Raw genomic sequence first — 21,060 nt, 5'->3', positions numbered from 1 at the left:
CTCAGCTGATTGAACTGAAATGACCTCGAGTCTCTAGCCGCCGGAGCTGGAATGGTATCTACTTGAAGAAGTAGATGCAACAATTGGTCGGTATTCGGCTTTCTTGACATCAATTCTTTATCTAGTTTTGAAGGAACAACCCTTCAATTGAATATTCGTCTGGTGACAATGGCGAAGAGGTCACACCCGTTCCCATGCCGAACACGGAAGTTAAGCTCTTCAGCGCCGATGGTAGTTGGGGGATCTCCCCCTGTGAGAGTAGGACGTCGCCAGGCAAATAGAAAAAGAGTAGCTCTTAGGGGCTGCTTTTTTTGTTGTGTGTGGATAGATATGTGGTTTGCATTTTCTTCTCCACCACTGTGTAAGAGTTAGGAGGTGTTTGGAAAAAGACGCATAAAATGAAAAATAGACGCAAAAACTGTCGAAAATGACGCATAAATTTAAAAAACGACGCAATAACTATCAATTCAGACGCAATTATTTAAGTCGGAACCAAAGAATCAACGAAACAAATGGCACTGTCTACAATTTTGAAACTAGAAGTACTACATTTTTATAGAGTCTTGCTATATTTTATTCATTCTCAACTAAAACTTGTAAAAAAGAGCAATTCTACCATTCTTTTAACTACCAATTATTACATCCCTCTTCACAACTTGCCAAATCCCCAAATTCGAAAACAAAATAAGTCGTCACAACATCACCCATCCCTTTCCATCACCATCACCATACCCAACCAAGCACATCGCTTTTCTTTTGAATAACCTGCTCTTATACTGTAAACAAGTTCTAAAGGGAGGTTTTCAAATGGCAACAACTAATATGCAAGAACAGTACAATGAATATATTTCTAAATTTAAGCAGAATGCATCTCAGGAAGTACAGGATAAAATGAGAAAAGCGATCAACGAACTAGAGCGCTCTGATGATGGTAAAGGTCTTCGTGTAGGGGAGAAAGCACCGAACTTTACGTTACCGGATGCGACAGGCAAAGGAGTCACACTGGAAGATGTGCTGAAGAATGGCCCGGTCATCCTTACGTTTTATCGTGGCGGATGGTGCCCATATTGCAATATGGAGCTGCGCGCATACCAACAACTAATGGAAGACATTGAATCAGCAGGTGCCAAGCTGATTGCGGTCAGTCCGCAAACGCCTGATGCATCTCTTTCTACAAAAGAGAAGAATGAATTGGATTATTTCGTGTTAAGTGATGATGGAAATAAAGTGGCAGATGAGTATAGGTTGGTTTACAAGCTGCCACCTTACTTAGTGGATATCTACAAAGAAAAAGGTCTGGATCTGGAGAAAGCGAATGACAGTGATTCATGGACGCTCCCTATTTCAGCAACATATATTATTAAGCAGGACGGAACGATTGCTTACGAATATACGAAAGCCGATTACAAAGATCGTGTGGAACCTTCTGAAGTGGTAGAGAAGCTGAAATCGTTATAATATAGCAAAGCAAGACGGCGTTATGGCTGCAATGACATGCTGCCATAACGCCGTTTTATGTTTTAATCAGGTCAAAATAGGAAAGACACAAAGTAGGAGATCAGATTTTCTAGAAATTGTCATCGGAAAATCATTCGTAATTTTTCTTGAAGTGGTTCATATTATGGAATTTTTCTAGTAAAATAGGAACTTAATTTGAGCATACTACAAGTAGTAGTGGAGAGAGGAGCATCACGGTGTTAGACAATAGTTTTGTGATGGTAGCCATTATTTTGATCATCAATGTCGTATACGTATCCTTTTTTACGATCAGAATGATTTTGACGTTGAAGGGTTATCGATATATTGCAGCTTTTGTGAGTACATTTGAAGTAGTGATTTATGTTGTGGGTCTTGGGCTGGTACTTGACAACCTGAATGAGATTCAGAATCTGATTGCTTATGCGGTCGGTTATGGTCTCGGGGTGATTGTAGGTATGAAAATCGAGGAGAAGCTTGCGCTTGGCTATATTACGGTCAATGTGATCACGAAAGAATATGATAAGGCCCTTCCGAATGAACTCCGTGCAAGGGGCTACGGGGTTACGAACTGGGAAGCGAATGGACTGGAAGGAAACCGGATGGCCCTGCAGATCCTGACTCCGCGAAAGTATGAGATGAAGCTGTATGATACAATTAAAGAGCTTGACCCAAAGGCATTTATCATTGCGTATGAACCGAAAGCGATTCACGGAGGGTTCTGGGTGAAGACAGTCCGAAATATTCGTAAAGGAAAATTAAAAGAATGAGTAAACAGAAATTATTATTTGAAGTGCAGGAGAATGAGACGATTACAGATTGTTTAGACCGTATGAAGGATATGGGTTATATGCCGGTAAGACGGATGGAAAAACCTGTGTTTGAAGAACAAAAAGATGGAACGAAAACAGAGTATGTCCCTATTAAACAGACAATTGTCTTCGAGGGAAAGAAGATTGAAGAGTAAACGCTTCAAATCCGAACATTAATTTTCAGACTTTTATTATCGTTCGATTATTCGTTGACAGAGCCTCTATATCACGATATGATGGAGACAAATAAACCGAATACCCTCATATAATAATGGGAATATGGCCCATGAGTTTCTACCTGACTACCGTAAATGGTCGGACTATGAGGGAAAGTAGCTGTCTGGATACGAGCTCGTTTGTGGACCCTATCGGATAAAATGGGACCATCCTCTGTAAAATACCCAGATCAATTGCTTTCTCTCATAAAGTAGAGAGCAATTGATCTGGGTATTTTTTGTTAAGAGGGATTAAACTACGGGAGGTGCCTGTCACATTATGATATCAGTAATCATGGGAAGTACATCGGACTGGGAGACAATGAAGCATGCGTGTGAGGTATTGGAAGAGTTAGAGATTCCGTTTGAGAAACGAGTTGTATCGGCTCACAGGACACCTGATTATATGTTTGAGTTTGCGGAAGGTGCAAGAGCTCGCGGAGTGAATGTCATTATTGCAGGTGCAGGCGGTGCTGCTCATTTGCCGGGAATGGTGGCTGCGAAGACCACATTGCCTGTGATCGGGGTACCGGTTCAGTCTAAGGCGTTGAACGGAATGGATTCACTGCTGTCGATCGTGCAGATGCCGGGCGGCGTTCCTGTTGCGACAGTGGCGATCGGGAAGGCAGGAGCTACCAACGCAGGACTCCTTGCCGCACAGATCCTTTCGATAGAAAATACAGAGTTGGCTGCAACTTTGGAAAATAGAAGAGATGCACTACGGGAAAAAGTGATGGAAAGCAGTGATGACCTTGAATAAGAAGACGATTTTACCTGGACAGATGATCGGGATCATTGGCGGAGGACAGCTTGGACGAATGATGGCCCTTGCTGCGAAACAAAATGGCTTTCGGGTGGCCGTTTTAGATCCGGCACCACAATCACCATGTGCCCAAGTGGCAGATCTTGTGATCACGGCCGGCTTTGACCAGTATGATGCCCTTTATAGATTGGCAGAAGAGTGTGACGTGATCACATATGAATTTGAAAACATTGATTATGAAGCACTTAAATGGTTGTCGGAGCGTTCCTATTTACCTCAAGGAGCAGAGCTGATCCGAATTACACAGGATCGCATCATGGAAAAGGAAGCCCTTACACTTGCAGGGGTGAAAGTAGCTCCTTATGCTGTGATTAAACAACAACAGGATATATATGATAATATAGAAAAGCTTGGCTATCCAGTGGTTCTGAAAACATCCAGAGGTGGTTATGACGGAAAAGGGCAGTATGTGATCCGTGAAGAGAGCGGGATAGAAGAAGCCGCTGCTTTATTGGATAACGGTCCATGTGTGTTAGAGAAATGGATACCTTTTGAAAAAGAGTTATCCGTCATTGTGACACGAAATCCCGATGGACAGCAAACCAACTTCCCGGTAGTGGAAAATATTCATGTGGATAATATCTTACATGAAACGATTGCGCCGGCAAGGGTGAGTGAAGAAGTAGCAGATAAAGCGATCGAGATGGCGAAGAGAATCAGTGAGACTCTTGATCTAGTCGGAACGCTGGCAATTGAAATGTTCCTGACGGAGGATGGAGACATCTATATCAATGAGCTGGCTCCAAGACCTCATAATTCCGGTCACTACTCAATCGAAGCATGTGACTTCTCACAATTCGCCCAACATATAAAAGCTGTTTGTAACTGGCCGCTTGTTCAACCAACCTTATTAAAGAACGCTGTGATGGTTAACCTATTAGGAGAGCATATCGAGCCTATTATGAAGGCTGTTCCAAAGCATTCAGACTGGTTTATTCATCTTTACGGAAAGGACGTACCAAAGCCGAAACGTAAGATGGGTCATGTCACTCTTTTAACAAACGATGTGGAAGAGACGTTGATGAACATAAACGAAGCTGGAATTTGGAAGGTGCAAGAAAAGATCGGAGGACGACTGGTATGATAGAACGTTATACACGCCCTGAAATGGGAGCAATTTGGACAGAGGAAAATCGTTTTCAAGCATGGCTTGAAGTAGAAATTTTGGCTTGTGAAGCTTGGGCTGAAATCGGGGACATTCCGAAAGAGGATGTTGCGAAGATTCGTGAAAACGCCGGATTCAATGTAGAACGTATTAAGGAAATCGAAGAAGAAACGCGACACGATGTGGTAGCCTTCACAAGAGCGGTTTCTGAAACCCTCGGAGAAGAAAGAAAATGGGTTCATTACGGATTGACTTCTACTGACGTAGTGGATACGGCTCTTTCTTATCAATTAAAGCAGGCTAATGAAATCATTCTTAAAGACTTAGAGCGATTCGTAGAAATATTAAAGAACAAAGCGATTGAGCACAAGCATACGGTCATGATGGGACGTACGCACGGAGTTCACGCTGAGCCGACTACTTTTGGTCTGAAGCTTGCCCTGTGGTATGAAGAGATGAAGCGTAACGTGGAACGATTCAAGGCAGCAGCGGATGGAGTTGAGTTCGGTAAAATTTCCGGTGCCGTTGGGACGTATGCAAATATCGATCCTTTCGTTGAATCATATGTGTGTGAAAAGCTGGGGATCAAGCCAGCTCCGGTTTCTACACAAACACTTCAGCGTGATCGTCACGCTCATTACATGGGGACACTTGCATTGATCGCCACTTCCATCGAAAAGTTTTCTGTTGAGGTTCGAGGTCTTCAGAAGAGTGAAACACGAGAAGTGGAAGAGTTCTTCGCGAAAGGTCAAAAAGGATCATCGGCCATGCCACATAAGCGTAACCCGATCGGTTCTGAGAACATGACAGGAATGGCGCGTGTGATCAGAGGATACATGCTGACAGCATATGAGAACGTGCCTTTATGGCATGAGCGTGATATCTCGCACTCATCAGCAGAGCGTGTGATTCTTCCGGATGCGACGATCGCTTTAAATTATATGCTGAACCGTTTCGGAAATATCATCAAGAACTTGACGGTCTTCCCGGAGAATATGCAGCGTAATATGGATCGTACGCTTGGCTTGATTTACTCTCAACGTGTCCTTTTGGCCCTTATCGATAAAGGGATGACACGTGAAGAGGCGTATGATACGGTTCAGCCGAAAGCGATGGAAGCGTGGGAGAAACAAGTGGCCTTCCGGTCTCTTATTGAAGAGGATGCGACCATCACTTCCAAGCTTTCACCTGCTGACATTGAAGACTGCTTCGATTACAACTATCACTTAAAACATGTGGATACAATCTTTGAACGTTGCGGCTTAGTGGATTAAGTCCTTCTGACAAATGAATAGGGCAGGGGTTTTTAGCAGAATCCCTTCCTTTTTTTATGAAAATATAGACTGAAGATTGGCAATATTCAGGGAGTAGGGGGATTTCATATGGAAAAAGGAACGCTTTTGTATGAAGGTAAAGCGAAGCAGATTTTCGCCACACAAGATGAGGAAGTCGTTTGGATTCAGTATAAGAATTCTGCCACTGCTTTTAACGGGGAGAAAAAAGCGGATATCGACGGCAAAGGGGTATTAAATAATAAGATTTCGAGCTTGCTATTTTCAAAGCTTGCTGAAAAAGGAATACAGAGTCACTTTATTAAACAGTTATCGGATGATGAGCAGCTGGTCAAACGTGTACGGATCATCCCGCTTGAAGTCGTGGTTCGGAATGTGATTGCGGGAAGTCTGTCAAAACGGCTTGGAAAAGAAGAAGGGACGCCACTTCAAAAACCGATCATCGAATTCTACTATAAGGACGATGATCTGGGGGATCCGCTTATCACGGATGATCACATTGATTACCTTGATATTGCTTCAAGGGAAGAACGCGCTGAGATAAGGGAAATGGCACTTAGTGTGAATGAGGTACTCCTAGAGATCTTTAAAGAAGCGGGAGTCACACTTGTCGATTTTAAATTAGAGTTTGGAAAAGACCGTAACGGTGCGATTTTATTAGGGGATGAAATTTCACCCGACACATGCCGATTATGGGACTCAAAAACGAACCAAAAGCTTGATAAAGATGTTTTCAGAAGAGATCTAGGGAGTTTAACAGAAGTATACTCAATCATTTTAGAACGCTTAGGAGGAAACAAGCTATGTACAAAGTAAAAGTTTATATCACATTAAGAGAAAGTGTTTTAGATCCTCAGGGAAGTGTTGTGAAACAAGCGTTGCATTCAATGGAATTCAAAGCGGTTGAAGATGTGCGCGTCGGGAAGTATATGGAGCTTACTCTTCCATCCTCTGTTGAAAACGTAGAAGCTGCGGTTGAAGAAATGTGTCACCGACTACTCGCAAACCCTGTCATTGAGGATTATCGATATGAAATCGAGGAGAGTGTGGCTCAATGAAGTTTGCAGTGATTGTATTCCCAGGTTCTAACTGTGACATCGATATGTACCATGCGATTAAAGACGAAATCGGCGAAGAAGTCGAATACGTTTGGCACGATGCTGATAATCTGGAAAACTATGATGCGATTCTATTACCAGGCGGATTCTCTTACGGAGACTACCTTCGTTCAGGAGCGATTGCCCGTTTCTCGAACGTCATGAAAGAGGTGGTGAAAGCGGCAGAGCAAGGTAAGCCGGTTCTGGGTGTGTGCAATGGATTTCAGGGTTTACTGGAAACGGGTCTACTTCCGGGGGCTATGCGCAGAAATGAGAGCTTGAAGTTCATCTGTAAAACGGTACCGTTAACCGTTGAAAATAATGAAACGATGTTTACGAATGGGTATGAAAAGAATGATGTGATTCAAATTCCAATCGCTCACGGTGAAGGAAATTACTTCTGTGACGAAGAGACCATGATCACACTTAAGGAAAACAATCAAATTGTATTCACGTACAGTGATGAAAATCCGAACGGAAGCGTTGAAAACATTGCGGGGATTACAAATAAAGCAGGAAATGTCCTTGGGATGATGCCTCACCCTGAGCGCGCCATGGACACTTTACTAGGTAGTGAAGACGGGAAGAAACTATTTCAATCGATTGTGAAACACTGGAGGGAAAAACATGTCGTTAATGCTTGAACCAACTTCAACAAAAGTGAAAGAAGAGCAGCTTTATCGTGAGATGGGTTTAACAGACGAAGAATTTTCAATGGTGGAGAACATCCTGGGAAGAACACCGAACTACACGGAGACCGGTCTTTTCTCTGTTATGTGGTCAGAGCATTGCAGCTATAAAAATTCGAAACCTGTACTGATGAAGTTTCCTACGACAGGTGAAAGGGTTCTTCAAGGGCCTGGAGAAGGGGCTGGAATTGTTGATATTGGCGATGATCAAGCAGTGGTGTTCAAAATCGAGAGTCACAATCATCCGTCAGCCATTGAGCCTTTCCAAGGAGCGGCAACGGGTGTCGGGGGTATTATACGAGACGTATTCTCGATGGGGGCAAGACCTATCGCACTCCTCAACTCTTTACGCTTTGGAGAGCTGGATTCTCCTCGTGTTCAGTATCTATTTAAAGAAGTCGTAGCAGGTATTGCCGGATATGGAAACTGTATCGGTATCCCAACGGTCGGAGGGGAAGTTCAATTCGATGCCTCTTATGAAGGAAACCCTCTTGTAAACGCTATGTGTGTTGGATTGATCGATCATAAAGATATTAAAAAAGGTCAGGCTCATGGTGTCGGCAATACAGTCATGTATGTTGGAGCGAAAACAGGTCGTGACGGCATTCACGGAGCAACTTTCGCATCCGAGGAATTAAATGAAGGATCAGAAGAAAAGCGCCCGGCGGTTCAAGTGGGAGATCCATTCATGGAAAAATTACTTCTTGAAGCGTGTTTGGAACTTGTTCAGAATGATGCTCTTGTTGGAATTCAGGATATGGGAGCAGCCGGTCTTACAAGTTCATCGGCTGAAATGGCAAGCAAAGCAGGTTCCGGTATCGAAATGAATCTTGATCTTGTCCCGCAGCGTGAAAGAGGCATGACGGCATATGAAATGATGCTTTCAGAATCTCAGGAGCGCATGCTGATCGTCGTTGAAAAAGGACGCGAGCAAGAAATCGTTGATCTTTTTTCGAAATATGACTTAGAGGCAGTTTCGATCGGAAAAGTAACAGATGATAAGCGTCTTCGCCTTCTGCATAAAGGAGAAGTAGTGGCAGATGTGCCGGTTGATGCACTTGCTGAGGAAGCACCAGTTTATCATAAGCCATCTCAAGAAGCGGCTTACTATAAAGAGTTTCAAGCAATGGAAACAGTATCTCCAAGAGTATACGATTATAAAGAAACCCTTAAGGCGCTCTTGCAGCAGCCGACGATCGCGAGTAAAGAATGGGTATACGATCAATATGATCATCAAGTAAGAACAAGTACGGTTGTTAGCCCGGGTTCTGATGCAGCGGTCGTACGGGTACGCGGCACCAGAAAAGCACTTGCAATGACAACGGATTGTAATTCCCGTTACCTTTACCTGGATCCGGAGGTCGGAGGAAAGATCGCTGTAGCGGAAGCTGCACGTAATATCGTTTGTTCAGGAGCGATTCCACTGGCGATTACGGACTGCTTAAACTTCGGGAATCCAGAGAAACCGGAAATCTTCTGGCAGATTGAAAAATCAGTTGACGGAATGAGTGAGGCGTGCCGTGAGCTATCGACTCCTGTCATCGGTGGAAATGTTTCCTTATACAACGAATCAATGGGTACAGCGGTGTATCCAACTCCGGTAGTTGGAATGGTTGGATTGATTGAAGACGTCGACCATATTACTACACAAAGCTTTAAAGAAGCTGGAGATTATATCTTTGTCATTGGTGAAACCCACGAAGAGTTTGGCGGAAGTGAGCTTCAAAAGCTGACTGAAGGAAAAATCTTCGGTAAGGCTCCAAAGATCGATTTGAAAACAGAGCTTCGCCGTCAAATGCAGCTTTTAGAAGCAATCCAAAAAGGGCTTGTAGCTTCGGCTCATGATATCGCTGAAGGTGGTTTCGCCGTTGCTCTTACAGAATCGGCTTTCGGAACAAAAGGTCTGGGGGCAAACGTTCAGGTTTCTGGAGAAAACACTGTGGCAGATCTGTTCAGTGAAACACAATCCCGTTTCATCGTTTCAGTAAAACCTGAAAATAAAGACGAATTTGAGAAACTTGTTCCAGATGCGAAGGCAGTTGGAAACGTAGCAGCAAGTGGAGCAATCAATGTATCATCAGAAAATGGAGACGTCATTTTACAAGCTTCTGTAGAGGAATTAGAGTCAGCTTGGAAAGGAGCCATCCCATGCCTGCTGAAATCAAAGGTTTAAATGAAGAATGTGGAGTATTTGGTATTTGGGGACACCCCAATGCTGCACAAATTACGTATTACGGACTTCATAGCTTGCAACATAGAGGGCAAGAAGGCACAGGAATTGTCGTTTCAGATGGTGAGAAGTTACGTTGCTTAAAAGGGGAAGGTCTCGTAACGGAAGTGTTCCAGGAAGGTACCATCGAGAAGCTTGAAGGGGATTCAGCCATCGGTCATGTACGATATGCTACAGCCGGGGGCGGAGGCTATGAAAATGTTCAGCCTCTCCTTTTCAACTCACAGAATGGCAGCCTTGCTCTTGCTCATAATGGAAATCTGGTCAATGCGAACGCCTTGAAGCATCAGCTTGAAGGACAGGGGAGTATTTTTCAAACAAGTTCAGATACAGAAGTGTTAGCTCACTTGATTAAAAGAAGCGGTTATTTCAACTTGAAAGACCGCGTGAAAAATGCGCTGACCATGTTGAAGGGCGCCTATGCATTTGTGGTGATGACGGAAACAGAAATGATGGTGGCTCTGGACCCGCACGGTCTTCGTCCATTATCACTTGGTAAGCTTGGGGATGCTTACTGCGTAGCTTCTGAAACTTGTGCCTTTGATATCGTAGGGGCTGAATTTGTACGGGATATCGAGCCGGGAGAGCTTGTGATCATCAATGATGAGGGACTGACCTCAGAACGGTTTAGTTTTTCAGGTGGGAATGCGATGTGTACGATGGAATACGTATACTTCTCAAGACCAGACAGCAATATTCAAGGGATCAACGTCCATTCCGCCAGAAAAAGAATGGGAATGGAACTTGCGAAAGAAGCACCGATTGAGGCGGACGTTGTAACAGGTGTACCTGACTCCAGTATTTCAAGTGCGATCGGCTATGCAGAAGCGTCAGGTATTCCATACGAATTAGGTCTTATTAAGAACCGTTATGTAGGGCGTACATTTATACAGCCATCTCAATCCCTTCGTGAGCAAGGTGTGAAGATGAAGCTTTCACCGGTCAGAGGAGTAGTAGAAGGGAAACGCGTGGTAATGGTAGATGATTCGATCGTTCGTGGAACCACAAGTAGACGAATCGTCAGCATGCTCAAAGAAGCCGGAGCCAAGGAAGTTCATGTGTGCATCAGTTCGCCGCCTATCAAGAACCCATGTTTCTACGGCATTGATACATCGACTCATGAAGAGCTGATCGCTTCTTCCAATTCAGTGGAGGAAATGCGTCAGATCATTGGAGCCGACTCCCTGACATTCTTGAGTACAGACGGTGTGTTAAAAGCAATCGACCGAAATGATTCGTCAGAAAATCGTGGTCAATGCCTAGCTTGCTTTACAGGAAAGTATCCAACGGAAATCTACCCGGATACACTTCATCCACATGAAAAAGAGTTAGTGAAATAGGGGGAATCATGATGGCAAATGCGTATCGTCAAGCAGGAGTAGATATTGAAGCGGGATACGAGTCAGTCGACCGCATTAAAAAGCATGTGAAAAGAACCGCTCGAGAAGGGGTCCTTGGTCAATTAGGCAGTTTTGGCGGAATGTTTGATTTATCTTCTCTGAATTTAAAAGAGCCTGTTCTTGTATCAGGTACGGATGGAGTCGGAACGAAGCTGAAGCTTGCCTTCATGGCAGACAAACACGATACGATCGGGATCGATTGTGTGGCCATGTGTGTGAATGACATTGTCGTTCAGGGAGCGGAACCACTGTATTTCTTAGATTATATAGCGACTGGAAAAGCACTTCCAGAGAAGATAGAAGGTATTGTAAAGGGTATTGCGGACGGATGTGAAATGGCTGGCTGTGCGCTGATCGGTGGCGAAACTGCCGAGATGCCTGGTATGTATTCTGATGAAGAATATGATATCGCCGGCTTTGCAGTAGGGGCTTGTGAAAAAAAAGAGATTATCACTGGCGAAAAAATTTCTGAAGGAAATGTGTTAGTCGGACTGGGTTCCAGTGGTATACACAGTAATGGGTACTCTTTAGTACGAAAAGTATTCTTCGAAGATCAGTCGTTCTCTTTGGAAGAATCATTACCGGAAGTCGGGACCACACTAAAAGAAGCGTTACTTACACCAACCAAGATTTACGTGAAACCAGTGTTAGCTGCACTAAAGCAATTCTCCATCAAGGGGATGTCCCATATTACAGGCGGAGGATTCATTGAAAATATCCCGCGGATGCTGCCGGATCATTTGCAAGCGGACATTACAGAAGGAAGCTGGGATATCCCAAGCATTTTCACGGCCCTTGAGCACTATGGGGAAATTCCACGCAGCGAAATGTACAACATTTTTAACATGGGGATTGGATTTGTATTAGCGGTTGAGGAAAATGAAGCAGAAGAAATTCTTCAATTCTTCAACGCACAGGGAGAAGAAGCCTTTATGATCGGACGGGTGACCACTGGAAATGGAGTGCGTTTCGTTCGTTGAAATGAAGGATGAGTAAGTCAATATCGGGGGCGAGTCATGAGACAGATTGCCATTTTTGCATCAGGAAGCGGAAGTAATTTTCAAGCATTGGTAGATGCTGTACAAGGCGGAACACTGAAAGCGAATATTAAACTTCTTGTCTGTGACCAGCCGGGAGCGTTCGTGGTTCACAGAGCCCAATCAGCAGGGATTCCTACTTTCGTCTTCCGTGCAAAAGATTACGAAAACAAACAGGCATTTGAACAGGAAATCCTAAATGAAATGGCTCATTTGGGTGTTGATTTTATTGTATTAGCAGGTTATATGAGATTGATTGGTCCAACATTACTGGAAAGCTTCGGAGGACGGATCGTGAATATCCACCCCTCCCTTCTCCCTTCCTTTCCAGGAAAAGATGCCATCGGTCAAGCAATCGATGGTGGAGTGAAGATCACTGGCGTCACCATACACTATGTAGATGCTGGAATGGATACAGGGGAAATCATCGCGCAGGAAATCGTCCGGGTCACAACAGGCGAAACCAAACAATCACTCCAGGACAAAATCCAGCACGTCGAACACCACCTGTACCCAACCACCCTCAACCACCTCTTCCTTACCACAGGCTACTAAAGCCGGGAAAAGGCGGTTGCTTTATCATGGTAGTGTGGTAAAGTGGTGAGGGACGGACCTTGGGTTTGGTTTCATTTAAAGTAATGGGGAGAGCAGTGGGGCGTGGCATACGGTAAAGGCTGAGTTCGGTATTCACAATTTGGCACAACAAACGCGGAAAGTGGCACAAGTTTTTCCAAAAGTGGCACAACACTCACCTAAACGGGTGCAATTAGTAAACAAAATAGCCCAGATACACCGTTTCATACACCACACTCTGCTTTTCCACCCAGAAATTTTATGAGAAACCTCGTACCCATTTCAAATTCAATCAAATAATGAAATAAAATCAGCATTACAGCAGGCAGAGGAGGAGCAGACATTGAAAAAGAGAGCATTAATCAGTGTTTCAGATAAAAGCGGAGTAATCGAATTTGCTAAGGAATTAAAGTTACTTGGGTACGAAATCATTTCGACAGGTGGAACAAAGAAGCTTCTTCAAGAAAGTGACGTTGAAGTGATGGGAGTAGAAGAAGTAACTGGTTTCCCCGAAATATTAGAAGGACGCGTTAAAACACTTCACCCCAATATCCACGGTGGACTCCTCGCAAAACGCGGTGAAGAAAGCCATCGCCAGCAGCTTCAGGAACAAGGAATCGAAGGAATCGACCTGGTATGTGTCAACCTTTATCCGTTTCAACAAACCATCGCTAAACCGAATGTCGGTGTAGAAGAAGCGATTGAGAATATTGACATCGGCGGTCCGACGATGCTGAGGGCGGCAGCAAAAAATCATCAGTATGTCACTGTGGTAGTCGATGCGCTTGACTACGATGAAGTCATCAATGAGTTAAAGCTTCAAGGGGAACTATCCCTAGAAAAACGCCGTAAGCTGGCGGCTAAGGTGTTCCGTCATACGGCTGCTTACGATGCGTTCATTGCTGAATATATGACAGACATTTCAGGGGAAGAAAATCCTGAGCGATTTACAAGAACGTACGAGTTAAAACAAACACTGCGCTATGGGGAAAATCCTCATCAGCAGGCTTCTTTCTACCGTGCACCACTTGGCTCTGAATTCTCTGTAGCCATGGCAAGACAGCTCCACGGAAAAGAGCTCTCTTATAATAATATCAATGACGCGAATGCGGCTCTTCAAATTGTGAAAGAATTTACGGAACCAGCGGCAGTTGCGGTAAAGCATATGAATCCATGTGGTGTTGGAGTTGGTACGACGATTCATGAAGCGTTCTCTAAAGCATATGAAGCCGATTCTACATCTATTTTTGGTGGAATAGTGGCTCTAAACCGCATCGTGGATGAAGAAACAGCCAAGCAGCTTCATGAAATCTTCTTGGAGATTGTCATTGCTCCTGCTTTTAGCGATGAAGCATTTGAGATTCTTTCAAGCAAGAAGAATATCCGTTTATTGACGATTCCTTTTGAATCCACAAACAAAATTGAACGTAAATTAACAACCGTTGAAGGTGGGTTGCTTGTTCAGGCAGATGACACATTTACCCTCGATGATGCAGATCTGAGAGTGGTAACCAGACGTGAGCCGACAGATGAAGAGTGGGCAAGCATGAAACTGGGATGGAAAGTTGTAAAGCACGTGAAATCCAACGCAATCGTTGTAACGGATGCTCAAATGACGGTTGGAGTAGGGGCAGGACAAATGAACCGGGTAGGTGCCGCAAACATCGCAATCGAGCAGGCAGGTGAAAAAGCAAAAGGGGCCGCCATGGCATCTGACGCATTCTTCCCAATGGACGACACCGTAGAAGCAGCAGCCAAAGCGGGCATTACAGCCATCATCCAGCCAGGAGGCTCCATCCGGGACGAAGACTCCATCAAAAAAGCCGAACAACACGGCATCACCATGGTCTTCACCGGAATCCGCCACTTCAAACATTAATTTGAGGGACGGACCTCCAATCATTGAAAGAAGTTTTTGTGAAATTACTCATAAACCATGTGGGGAAACGGTTTGTTGGGAACTGGGTGATTAGTCAGAGTGAGGATTGAGGGACGGACCTCAGCCAAGCTCTTACCCGTTACCATATCCTCTAACCTCACCTAACCATAGATCCATTCCACATACAACCTCTCCTCATCTTCAACTCAGGTAGGAGAGGTTTTCTTAAAAAGGGGGCTTTTCAAGATGAAAGTACTTGTTATCGGTCGCGGTGGTCGCGAGCATGCCATATGTAAGAAGTTAGCGGGAAGTGAAAGTGTGACAGAAGTGTTCTGTGCACCCGGAAATGCAGGTATTGCAAGCGTTGCGACGAATCTTCCATACAGTGAATCCGATGTGAATGATCTTATTGCTTTTGCCAAAAAAGAGCATATCGCTTATACCTTTGTAGGTCCTGAAAACCCATTATTGGATGGTATCGTAAATCGTTTCCAAGAAGAAGGCCTGCACATATTTGGACCGACCAAAGAAGCGGCCATCATAGAAGGAAGCAAATCGTTTTCTAAGGAATTAATGAAAAAGTACAACATTCCAACGGCTAAATATGAAGTGTTCAAAAGCGTTGAGAAAGCAATCGAATATGTAAAAGAGGTAGGGACTCCTATTGTTGTAAAGGCGGATGGGTTGGCAGCTGGAAAGGGCGTTGTGGTTGCTGAAACGGAAGAAGAAGCGATCAGCGCACTGGAAGAAATGCTTCTTGATGAAAAGTTTGGTGATGCTTCTTCTAAAGTGGTAGTTGAAGAGTGTCTGTTTGGGGAAGAGTTTTCTTTGATGGCCTTTGTACATGGTGAATCCGTTTATCCAATGGTGATTGCACAGGACCATAAGCGTGCCTTTGACGGAGATCAGGGACCGAATACAGGCGGAATGGGTGCGTATTCACCGGTACCTCATATTTCGGACGATGTCATACAAGAAGCGATTTCAACTGTTCTGCATCCCACGGCTAAAGCGATGGTTAAGGAGAATCGTTCGTTTACCGGCATTCTTTATGCAGGGCTGATGCTCACAAGTGAAGGTCCAAAGGTCATCGAATTCAATGCCCGATTTGGCGATCCTGAAACCCAGGTTGTACTGCCGCGTTTGACTTCTGACTTTGGTCTTGTTGTGAAGAACATGATCGAAGGGAACCCTGTGCAATTAGAATGGTCACAAGAGGCTGTTCTGGGTGTTGTATTAGCGGCTGATGGCTATCCGGGTGAATACGCAAAAGGAATCGCCCTTCCGAACCTTGAAGAGTCATTGGATGAAGAAACCCTCGTATACCATGCCGGAACCGAGCAGAATACAGAGGCTGCCCTTGTTTCAACTGGTGGGAGAGTGTTACTTGTAGCTTCTTCTGCACCATCTGTGGAAAAAGCCCAGGCTAAAGTGTATAAAGAATTAGATAAGGTGGATTGGAATGGGTTGTTCTACAGAAGAGATATAGGGAAGAAAGCTATCGAACACGTCTCTTCCTAGTTCTGCGAACATAAACAAAAGCAATGGCAATAATGCCGCCAATCAGGGAAAACAACACATACGACATGTCCGTTAAATATTCCCAAAACATAAATGAGCAACTCCTTTATTCATAAATGTATTAATCATGAGTGCCAGGTCTCACCCCTTTTCGAGGGACGGACCTCGGCACTCTTGCTATAAACGGAATTTAAATCTGGTGAAAATGTCTTTAAATAAGGGAACGGAAGGGAATAACTGCTCCATTACAATCCTAATATCCCTAAGAAAGAAGGTCCGTCCCTTTGTCACCCATGTTGTCACCATTCAATGCTGACTGGACTTCTTTGTTGGTGAGTTCTTCGGGATTGAAGTTAGTTTCTTTTTTGGTATTGTCCAGGGGGGCTTGTTTGTGTTCGTTTGTTGGGTGGTGATCTTTGTGATCTGTTGATTTGTCGGATTTCAGCATGTCTTTAAAGTTCATCATATCCTTCGCTTTGAATCCTGCAAATCCTCCGCTTCCACCATTTCCCTCTTCGCCTTTTTCAAATAGGGCTGTAACAGGGCAGTAGCGAAGAATTCCTTCTCCTACTTTCATGGCACCGATCACTGCCATCACGAGATAAGAGTCCCTCCAAGGACGTCTTGCAAGCTTTGATGTGCTCCAGGCAAGAATCGTGAAACCAACTGTGATGCGGATAAGGGCATTGATAATCCCGATGTTTGATGATACTTTCATTTGTAAACTCCTCCTTAATAGAAAATTCACATAATTGTTGTAAACCGTTAATGCGTTAAATAGTAAAATATGTTAACATAAAATGAAACTTAAACTAATACCATTCCACTAGAGGAGTGTTCACATTGGAACAGCGCTACAGATGGAAGAACAAACAACTAAGAGAACATGTACAAGTACTGAACGGAGAAATTTCTCCGGGCATCCTTTTAAAGAATGCAACGTACCTTCACTCGACTCTAAAGAAATGGGTGCAGGGACACATTTGGGTTTACCGTGATCGAATTGTTTATACAGGCGATCAGCTCCCGGAAAACCTTGAGAATTGCGAGATAGTGGACTGTGACTCACAGTACCTCGTTCCCGGATATATCGAACCGCATGTACATCCGTTTCAGCTTTATAATCCCCAATCCTTTTCCAAGTATGCATCCCAAACCGGTACAACGACATTCGTAAATGATAACCTGATGATGTTTTTGCAATTGGAAAAAAAGAAAGCGTTTTCTTTATTGGGAGATTTTAATAAAATGCCCGTCACTATGTATTGGTGGACAAGATTCGATTCTCAAACGGAGATGGAGAATGAAGAGGTAACCTTTTCAAATGGTGAAGTAAAATCATGGCTGGAACATGACTCCGTGCTTCAAGGAGGAGAGTTGACCGCCTGGCCGAGACTGCTTCAGGGAGATGATCTGATTCTCCACTGGATGCAGGAAGCGAAGAGAATGGGCAAGGTCGTTGAAGGACATCTGCCAGGAGCATCTGACAAAACCATTGCCAAGCTTGGCTTACTGGGGATCGATGGTGATCATGAAGCCATGACCGGAGGAGACGTCTATAAGCGGCTTATTCAAGGGCTGACCGTCACATTGCGTCATTCCTCCATCCGGCCGGATTTGCCGGTTCTATTAGACGGGTTAAAAGAAAAGGGCATCGATTCGTATGATTCATTACTGTTTACAACGGACGGATCGACACCAGGCTTTTATGAACAAGGTGTATTGGATTTCATGATAAAAATGGCGATCGATAAGGGCATACCCCCAATCGAAGCATATAATATGGCTAGCTACAACGTCGCCAATTACTATCACATCACTCATTTGCATGGGATGATCGCTACAGGCAGAGTGGCTAATATTAACTTCCTTTCGGCAATAGATGACCCAACTCCTAAGTCCGTCCTCTCAAAAGGGGAGTGGGTACAGAGAGATGGGGAGCAAATAGAAGATTCCACTGAAATAAATTGGGAAACAAACGGATTTAAACCATTATCCCTGAATTGGGAAGTGGGCCACGATGATCTTCAGTTTTCCATGCCCTTTGGAATTGAAATGGTGAACGATGTCATTACCAAGCCTTATTCCATATCCATCAATCCATCTACGGAGGAGCAGGATCTTAATCACGATCAATCGTTCCTCATGCTGCTGGATCGAAAGGGAGAATGGAGAATCAGCACAATGATCAAAGGATTCTCAACGGGTGTCATGGGCTTTGCTTCCTCCTATTCAAATACAGGGGACATCATTCTAATTGGTAAGAACAAGTCTGATATGATAGCTGCCTTTAAACGGATGAAGGAAATCGGAGGCGGAATTGTTTTGACAGAGAAGGGTGAAGTCATTCACGAAATACCACTTCCATTAAGCGGCCTGCTCTCTCATAAAGAGATGCCGGAGCTTATTGAAGAAGAAAAAACACTTAAAGGTTTGTTAAAAGAAAGAGGATATCGATTCTCGGATCCCATTTATACCTTACTGTTCCTTCAGTCGACTCATCTACCTTATATACGGATGACACAAAAGGGAATCTATGATGTAATGAAGAAAACGGTACTCTTTCCAACGATAATGCGTTAAAATAGTAAAGTATAAGGAAAAAGATTTCTATATAAATAGGGGTGTCTAAAAACATGCTGAAAAGAGCTTTGATCATTGCTTTAAGCTCGTTTACACTTGTCGCATGTAGTTCAGATAAAGAGATAAAGAAAGAATCTGATAAAGAAGCTGCAACTCCAGTTGTGAAAGAAGAGACAGACGTAGAAACGGAAGAGAAAAACCAATCACCGTTAACAGGTGAGGTACAAGAGAAAGAATCCACGGCGCGAGCGGTTGCTGTCATGGTGAATAATCACCCTAAGGCGCGTCCCCAATCAGGCCTTTCAAAAGCAGACATTGTGTATGAAGTCCTGGCAGAAGGGGATGTCACTCGATTCCTGGCCATATATCAAAGCCAAAAGCCTGAAGAAATCGGTCCTGTACGAAGTGCCAGAGATTACTATGTGGAGCTTGCCAAAGGATATGATAGTCTATATGTTGCCCATGGATATAGTCCAGAAGCACAGGAAATGCTGACCAGCGGTTTCATTGACAATTTAAACGGCATGAAATATGATGGAACGCTGTTCAAGCGTGCAAGCTTCCGTAAGGCTCCTCATAATTCCTATATCTCCTTTGAGCATATCAAAGAGGGAGCGGAGCAGAACGACTTTGATATGGCACGTCCGCCGGAATCATTAAACTTTAGTGATAAGGGGCCGATAAGCGGAGAAGTATCCCGATCTGTCATGATTTCATATAACAATAATCCGCTGTTTAACGTAGTGTATGATTTCAACGAAGAAGAGGGCAAATACGAGCGTTACTCAAATGGTGAACAGACCATCGATTACGATTCCAAAGACCCTGTTTTAGTAGAAAATCTCTTTATAGTGGAAGCGTCTCATAAAATAGTCGACGATGCAGGCAGACGAAACATTGATTTTGAATCAGGCGGGAATGCGTACCTGATCCAAGAAGGAAAACTCCGGGAAGTTCAGTGGAAGAACGTAGATGGCAGAATCCTTCCTTTTGAAAATAATAAACCTGTCAGTTTGCGAAAAGGATCTACGTGGATCAATATCATTCCAAGTTCTGAAGGCTTGGCCGGGTCTGTATCATTTCAAGAATAGATGAAAAAGGAGTCTTTTTATGCAAATAAATAAACTAAGAGGCAAGGAGCTGGATCAGTTATTCAATGCTGTTCTATCTCTACAAGATCTTGAAGAATGTTATCGTTTCTTCGATGACCTTTGCACAATCAATGAAATTCAATCTCTTGCTCAGCGCCTTGAAGTAGCTCGCATGCTGCAGGATGGGAAAACCTATCATAAGATTGAAACAGAAACTGGTGCAAGCACCGCAACCATTTCTCGTGTGAAGCGTTGCTTAAACTACGGAAATGATGCCTACGAACTGGTATTGGATCGTGTGCATCAGGGAGAAAAATAATAGAAGGGACCGCTGTCATCATGATGAGCGGTCTTTGTTTTTGTGTGGGGATTTCATCTGTCTGCTCCTTCGACTCATACAAACTTTAACAATAGACGAGGTGATGCGGCTCCTTCTTACAAATGATATAATACGTTAGATGGATGTATGAATGGAGGAACAAAGCATGTATGATGTCCAAAAGTGGAGCCATGTATTTAAACTAGATCCGAATAAGACAATCGATGATGGAGATTTAGAAGCTGTATGTGAATCAGGGACTGACGCCATTATTGTAGGGGGAACGGACGGTGTAACCCTTGAAAAGGTTCTTGATTTGATGGCACGGGTGAGACGATATACTGTTCCTTGTATTCTGGAGGTATCTAATTTGGAGTCGATTACTCCGGGCTTCGATTTATATTTCATTCCGATGGTGATGAACAGTTCGAACATGAATTGGGTGACAGGATTGCATCACCAGGCTGTAAAGGAATATGGGGAAATCATGAATTGGGATGAAATCCTTGTAGAAGGATATTGTATATTAAACAAAGACTGTAAGGCGGCACAGGTTACGGAGGCCGATACAGATATTTCAAGTGAAGACGCGGCAGCATATGCCATGATGGCAGAAAGAATGTTCAACCTGCCAATCTTTTACTTGGAGTACAGTGGTACATATGGGAATGTTGAAACGGTGAAAGAGGTAAGAGATTCACTGGAAAACACAACATTATTCTACGGTGGCGGTATTAAAACCGTCCAACAGGCGAAGGAAATGGCTGCGGTGTCAGATGTTGTCGTAATAGGAAATGCTGTATATGACAATTTGAAGGAAGCGTTAAAAACAGTAAAAGCAGTGAAGGGATAAGGATTAAACTGGAGGTCCGTCCCTAAGTGGGATATAATGGAATACAAATATAGAACGTACGTTCG

Annotated in this window: 21 protein-coding genes, 1 rRNA gene and 1 riboswitch; of the genes, 20 read left to right on the top strand and 2 right to left on the bottom strand. The window is 43.8% G+C overall.

Going from position 1 to position 21,060, the window contains the following annotated elements; translation table 11 throughout:
* Positions 1-158 precede the first annotated feature (158 nt).
* From rrf to purD, 16 genes are all read left to right on the top strand, one after another.
* Positions 159-275: ribosomal RNA gene (rrf, locus tag FZC88_RS12745) — 5S ribosomal RNA — on the top strand.
* A 532-nt stretch (positions 276-807) separates the two neighbouring features.
* Positions 808-1,458, top strand: a complete 651-nt coding sequence (locus FZC88_RS12740) for a peroxiredoxin-like family protein (RefSeq protein ID WP_148995119.1) — start codon at positions 808-810, stop codon at positions 1,456-1,458.
* Positions 1,459-1,694: 236 nt separating this feature from the next.
* A complete protein-coding gene (locus FZC88_RS12735; protein WP_060671612.1) occupies positions 1,695-2,246 on the top strand; it encodes a DUF2179 domain-containing protein in 552 nt (183 codons plus the stop codon).
* Positions 2,243-2,443 carry an NETI motif-containing protein gene (locus FZC88_RS12730; RefSeq protein WP_148995118.1) on the top strand — a complete coding sequence of 67 codons (201 nt, stop codon included), beginning with the start codon at positions 2,243-2,245 and terminating at the stop codon, positions 2,441-2,443. Before FZC88_RS12735 ends, FZC88_RS12730 begins: the two co-directional genes overlap by 4 nt.
* A gap of 86 nt (positions 2,444-2,529) precedes the next feature.
* A riboswitch (purine riboswitch) is annotated at positions 2,530-2,631 on the top strand.
* Positions 2,632-2,783: 152 nt separating this feature from the next.
* Positions 2,784-3,263, top strand: coding sequence for a 5-(carboxyamino)imidazole ribonucleotide mutase (gene purE / locus FZC88_RS12725; RefSeq protein ID WP_148967189.1), 480 nt, complete (start codon positions 2,784-2,786; stop codon positions 3,261-3,263).
* Positions 3,250-4,410, top strand: a complete 1,161-nt coding sequence (gene purK, locus FZC88_RS12720) for a 5-(carboxyamino)imidazole ribonucleotide synthase (RefSeq protein WP_187443600.1) — start codon at positions 3,250-3,252, stop codon at positions 4,408-4,410. Before purE ends, purK begins: the two co-directional genes overlap by 14 nt.
* Complete coding sequence (gene purB, locus FZC88_RS12715; RefSeq protein WP_148995116.1) at positions 4,407-5,705, top strand: adenylosuccinate lyase; 1,299 nt, start codon at positions 4,407-4,409, stop codon at positions 5,703-5,705. Before purK ends, purB begins: the two co-directional genes overlap by 4 nt.
* A gap of 108 nt (positions 5,706-5,813) precedes the next feature.
* Positions 5,814-6,539 carry a phosphoribosylaminoimidazolesuccinocarboxamide synthase gene (purC, locus tag FZC88_RS12710; protein ID WP_148995115.1) on the top strand — a complete coding sequence of 242 codons (726 nt, stop codon included), beginning with the start codon at positions 5,814-5,816 and terminating at the stop codon, positions 6,537-6,539.
* Positions 6,527-6,781: a phosphoribosylformylglycinamidine synthase subunit PurS gene (gene purS, locus FZC88_RS12705; RefSeq protein ID WP_148967193.1), complete on the top strand. Its 255-nt coding sequence runs from the start codon at positions 6,527-6,529 to the stop codon at positions 6,779-6,781. Before purC ends, purS begins: the two co-directional genes overlap by 13 nt.
* Positions 6,778-7,464 (top strand): phosphoribosylformylglycinamidine synthase subunit PurQ, encoded by a 687-nt coding sequence (purQ, locus tag FZC88_RS12700; RefSeq protein ID WP_148995114.1) that lies wholly within the window; start codon positions 6,778-6,780, stop codon positions 7,462-7,464. Before purS ends, purQ begins: the two co-directional genes overlap by 4 nt.
* The gene (purL, locus tag FZC88_RS12695; RefSeq protein ID WP_148995113.1) at positions 7,448-9,682 is read left to right on the top strand and encodes a phosphoribosylformylglycinamidine synthase subunit PurL; all 2,235 of its coding nucleotides are present in this window, start codon (positions 7,448-7,450) and stop codon (positions 9,680-9,682) included. The genes purQ and purL overlap by 17 nt, the downstream gene beginning before the upstream one ends.
* The gene (gene purF, locus FZC88_RS12690) at positions 9,658-11,079 is read left to right on the top strand and encodes an amidophosphoribosyltransferase (RefSeq protein WP_148967196.1); all 1,422 of its coding nucleotides are present in this window, start codon (positions 9,658-9,660) and stop codon (positions 11,077-11,079) included. The genes purL and purF overlap by 25 nt, the downstream gene beginning before the upstream one ends.
* An 11-nt stretch (positions 11,080-11,090) precedes the next feature.
* The gene (gene purM / locus FZC88_RS12685; RefSeq protein ID WP_148995188.1) at positions 11,091-12,119 is read left to right on the top strand and encodes a phosphoribosylformylglycinamidine cyclo-ligase; all 1,029 of its coding nucleotides are present in this window, start codon (positions 11,091-11,093) and stop codon (positions 12,117-12,119) included.
* A gap of 36 nt (positions 12,120-12,155) precedes the next feature.
* On the top strand, positions 12,156-12,731 hold the full coding sequence (gene purN, locus FZC88_RS12680) for a phosphoribosylglycinamide formyltransferase (protein WP_148995112.1): 576 nt from the start codon (positions 12,156-12,158) through the stop codon (positions 12,729-12,731).
* A gap of 361 nt (positions 12,732-13,092) precedes the next feature.
* Complete coding sequence (gene purH / locus FZC88_RS12675) at positions 13,093-14,628, top strand: bifunctional phosphoribosylaminoimidazolecarboxamide formyltransferase/IMP cyclohydrolase (RefSeq protein ID WP_148995111.1); 1,536 nt, start codon at positions 13,093-13,095, stop codon at positions 14,626-14,628.
* A gap of 246 nt (positions 14,629-14,874) precedes the next feature.
* On the top strand, positions 14,875-16,149 hold the full coding sequence (gene purD / locus FZC88_RS12670) for a phosphoribosylamine--glycine ligase (protein ID WP_148995110.1): 1,275 nt from the start codon (positions 14,875-14,877) through the stop codon (positions 16,147-16,149).
* Here purD and FZC88_RS24740 read toward each other — a convergent pair.
* Together FZC88_RS24740 and FZC88_RS24665 are read right to left on the bottom strand one after the other, a co-directional pair.
* Positions 16,127-16,216, bottom strand: a complete 90-nt coding sequence (locus FZC88_RS24740) for an EYxxD motif small membrane protein (RefSeq protein ID WP_348774862.1) — start codon at positions 16,214-16,216, stop codon at positions 16,127-16,129. The genes purD and FZC88_RS24740 overlap by 23 nt on opposite strands.
* 195 nt (positions 16,217-16,411) lie before the next feature.
* Entirely contained in the window at positions 16,412-16,867 is a 456-nt protein-coding gene (locus tag FZC88_RS24665; RefSeq protein WP_148995109.1) for a YgaP family membrane protein, read from the bottom strand.
* 125 nt (positions 16,868-16,992) lie between these two features.
* On the opposite strand from FZC88_RS24665, the gene FZC88_RS12660 reads away from it, so the two are divergent.
* From FZC88_RS12660 to pcrB, 4 genes are all read left to right on the top strand, one after another.
* Positions 16,993-18,732, top strand: coding sequence for an adenine deaminase C-terminal domain-containing protein (locus FZC88_RS12660; protein ID WP_148995108.1), 1,740 nt, complete (start codon positions 16,993-16,995; stop codon positions 18,730-18,732).
* Between the two features lie 53 nt (positions 18,733-18,785).
* Positions 18,786-19,823, top strand: a complete 1,038-nt coding sequence (locus tag FZC88_RS12655; protein ID WP_148995107.1) for a DUF3048 domain-containing protein — start codon at positions 18,786-18,788, stop codon at positions 19,821-19,823.
* Between the two features lie 19 nt (positions 19,824-19,842).
* Positions 19,843-20,142 (top strand): YerC/YecD family TrpR-related protein, encoded by a 300-nt coding sequence (locus tag FZC88_RS12650; RefSeq protein WP_148967203.1) that lies wholly within the window; start codon positions 19,843-19,845, stop codon positions 20,140-20,142.
* A 166-nt stretch (positions 20,143-20,308) separates the two neighbouring features.
* The gene (pcrB, locus tag FZC88_RS12645) at positions 20,309-20,995 is read left to right on the top strand and encodes a heptaprenylglyceryl phosphate synthase (RefSeq protein WP_148967204.1); all 687 of its coding nucleotides are present in this window, start codon (positions 20,309-20,311) and stop codon (positions 20,993-20,995) included.
* The last annotated feature ends 65 nt before the right edge of the window (positions 20,996-21,060 follow it).

The organism is Rossellomorea aquimaris (assembly GCF_008180865.1).
Classification (GTDB): Bacteria; Bacillota; Bacilli; order Bacillales; family Bacillaceae_B; genus Rossellomorea; species Rossellomorea yichunensis.
This window is presented reverse-complemented; position numbering and strand designations above follow the sequence as displayed.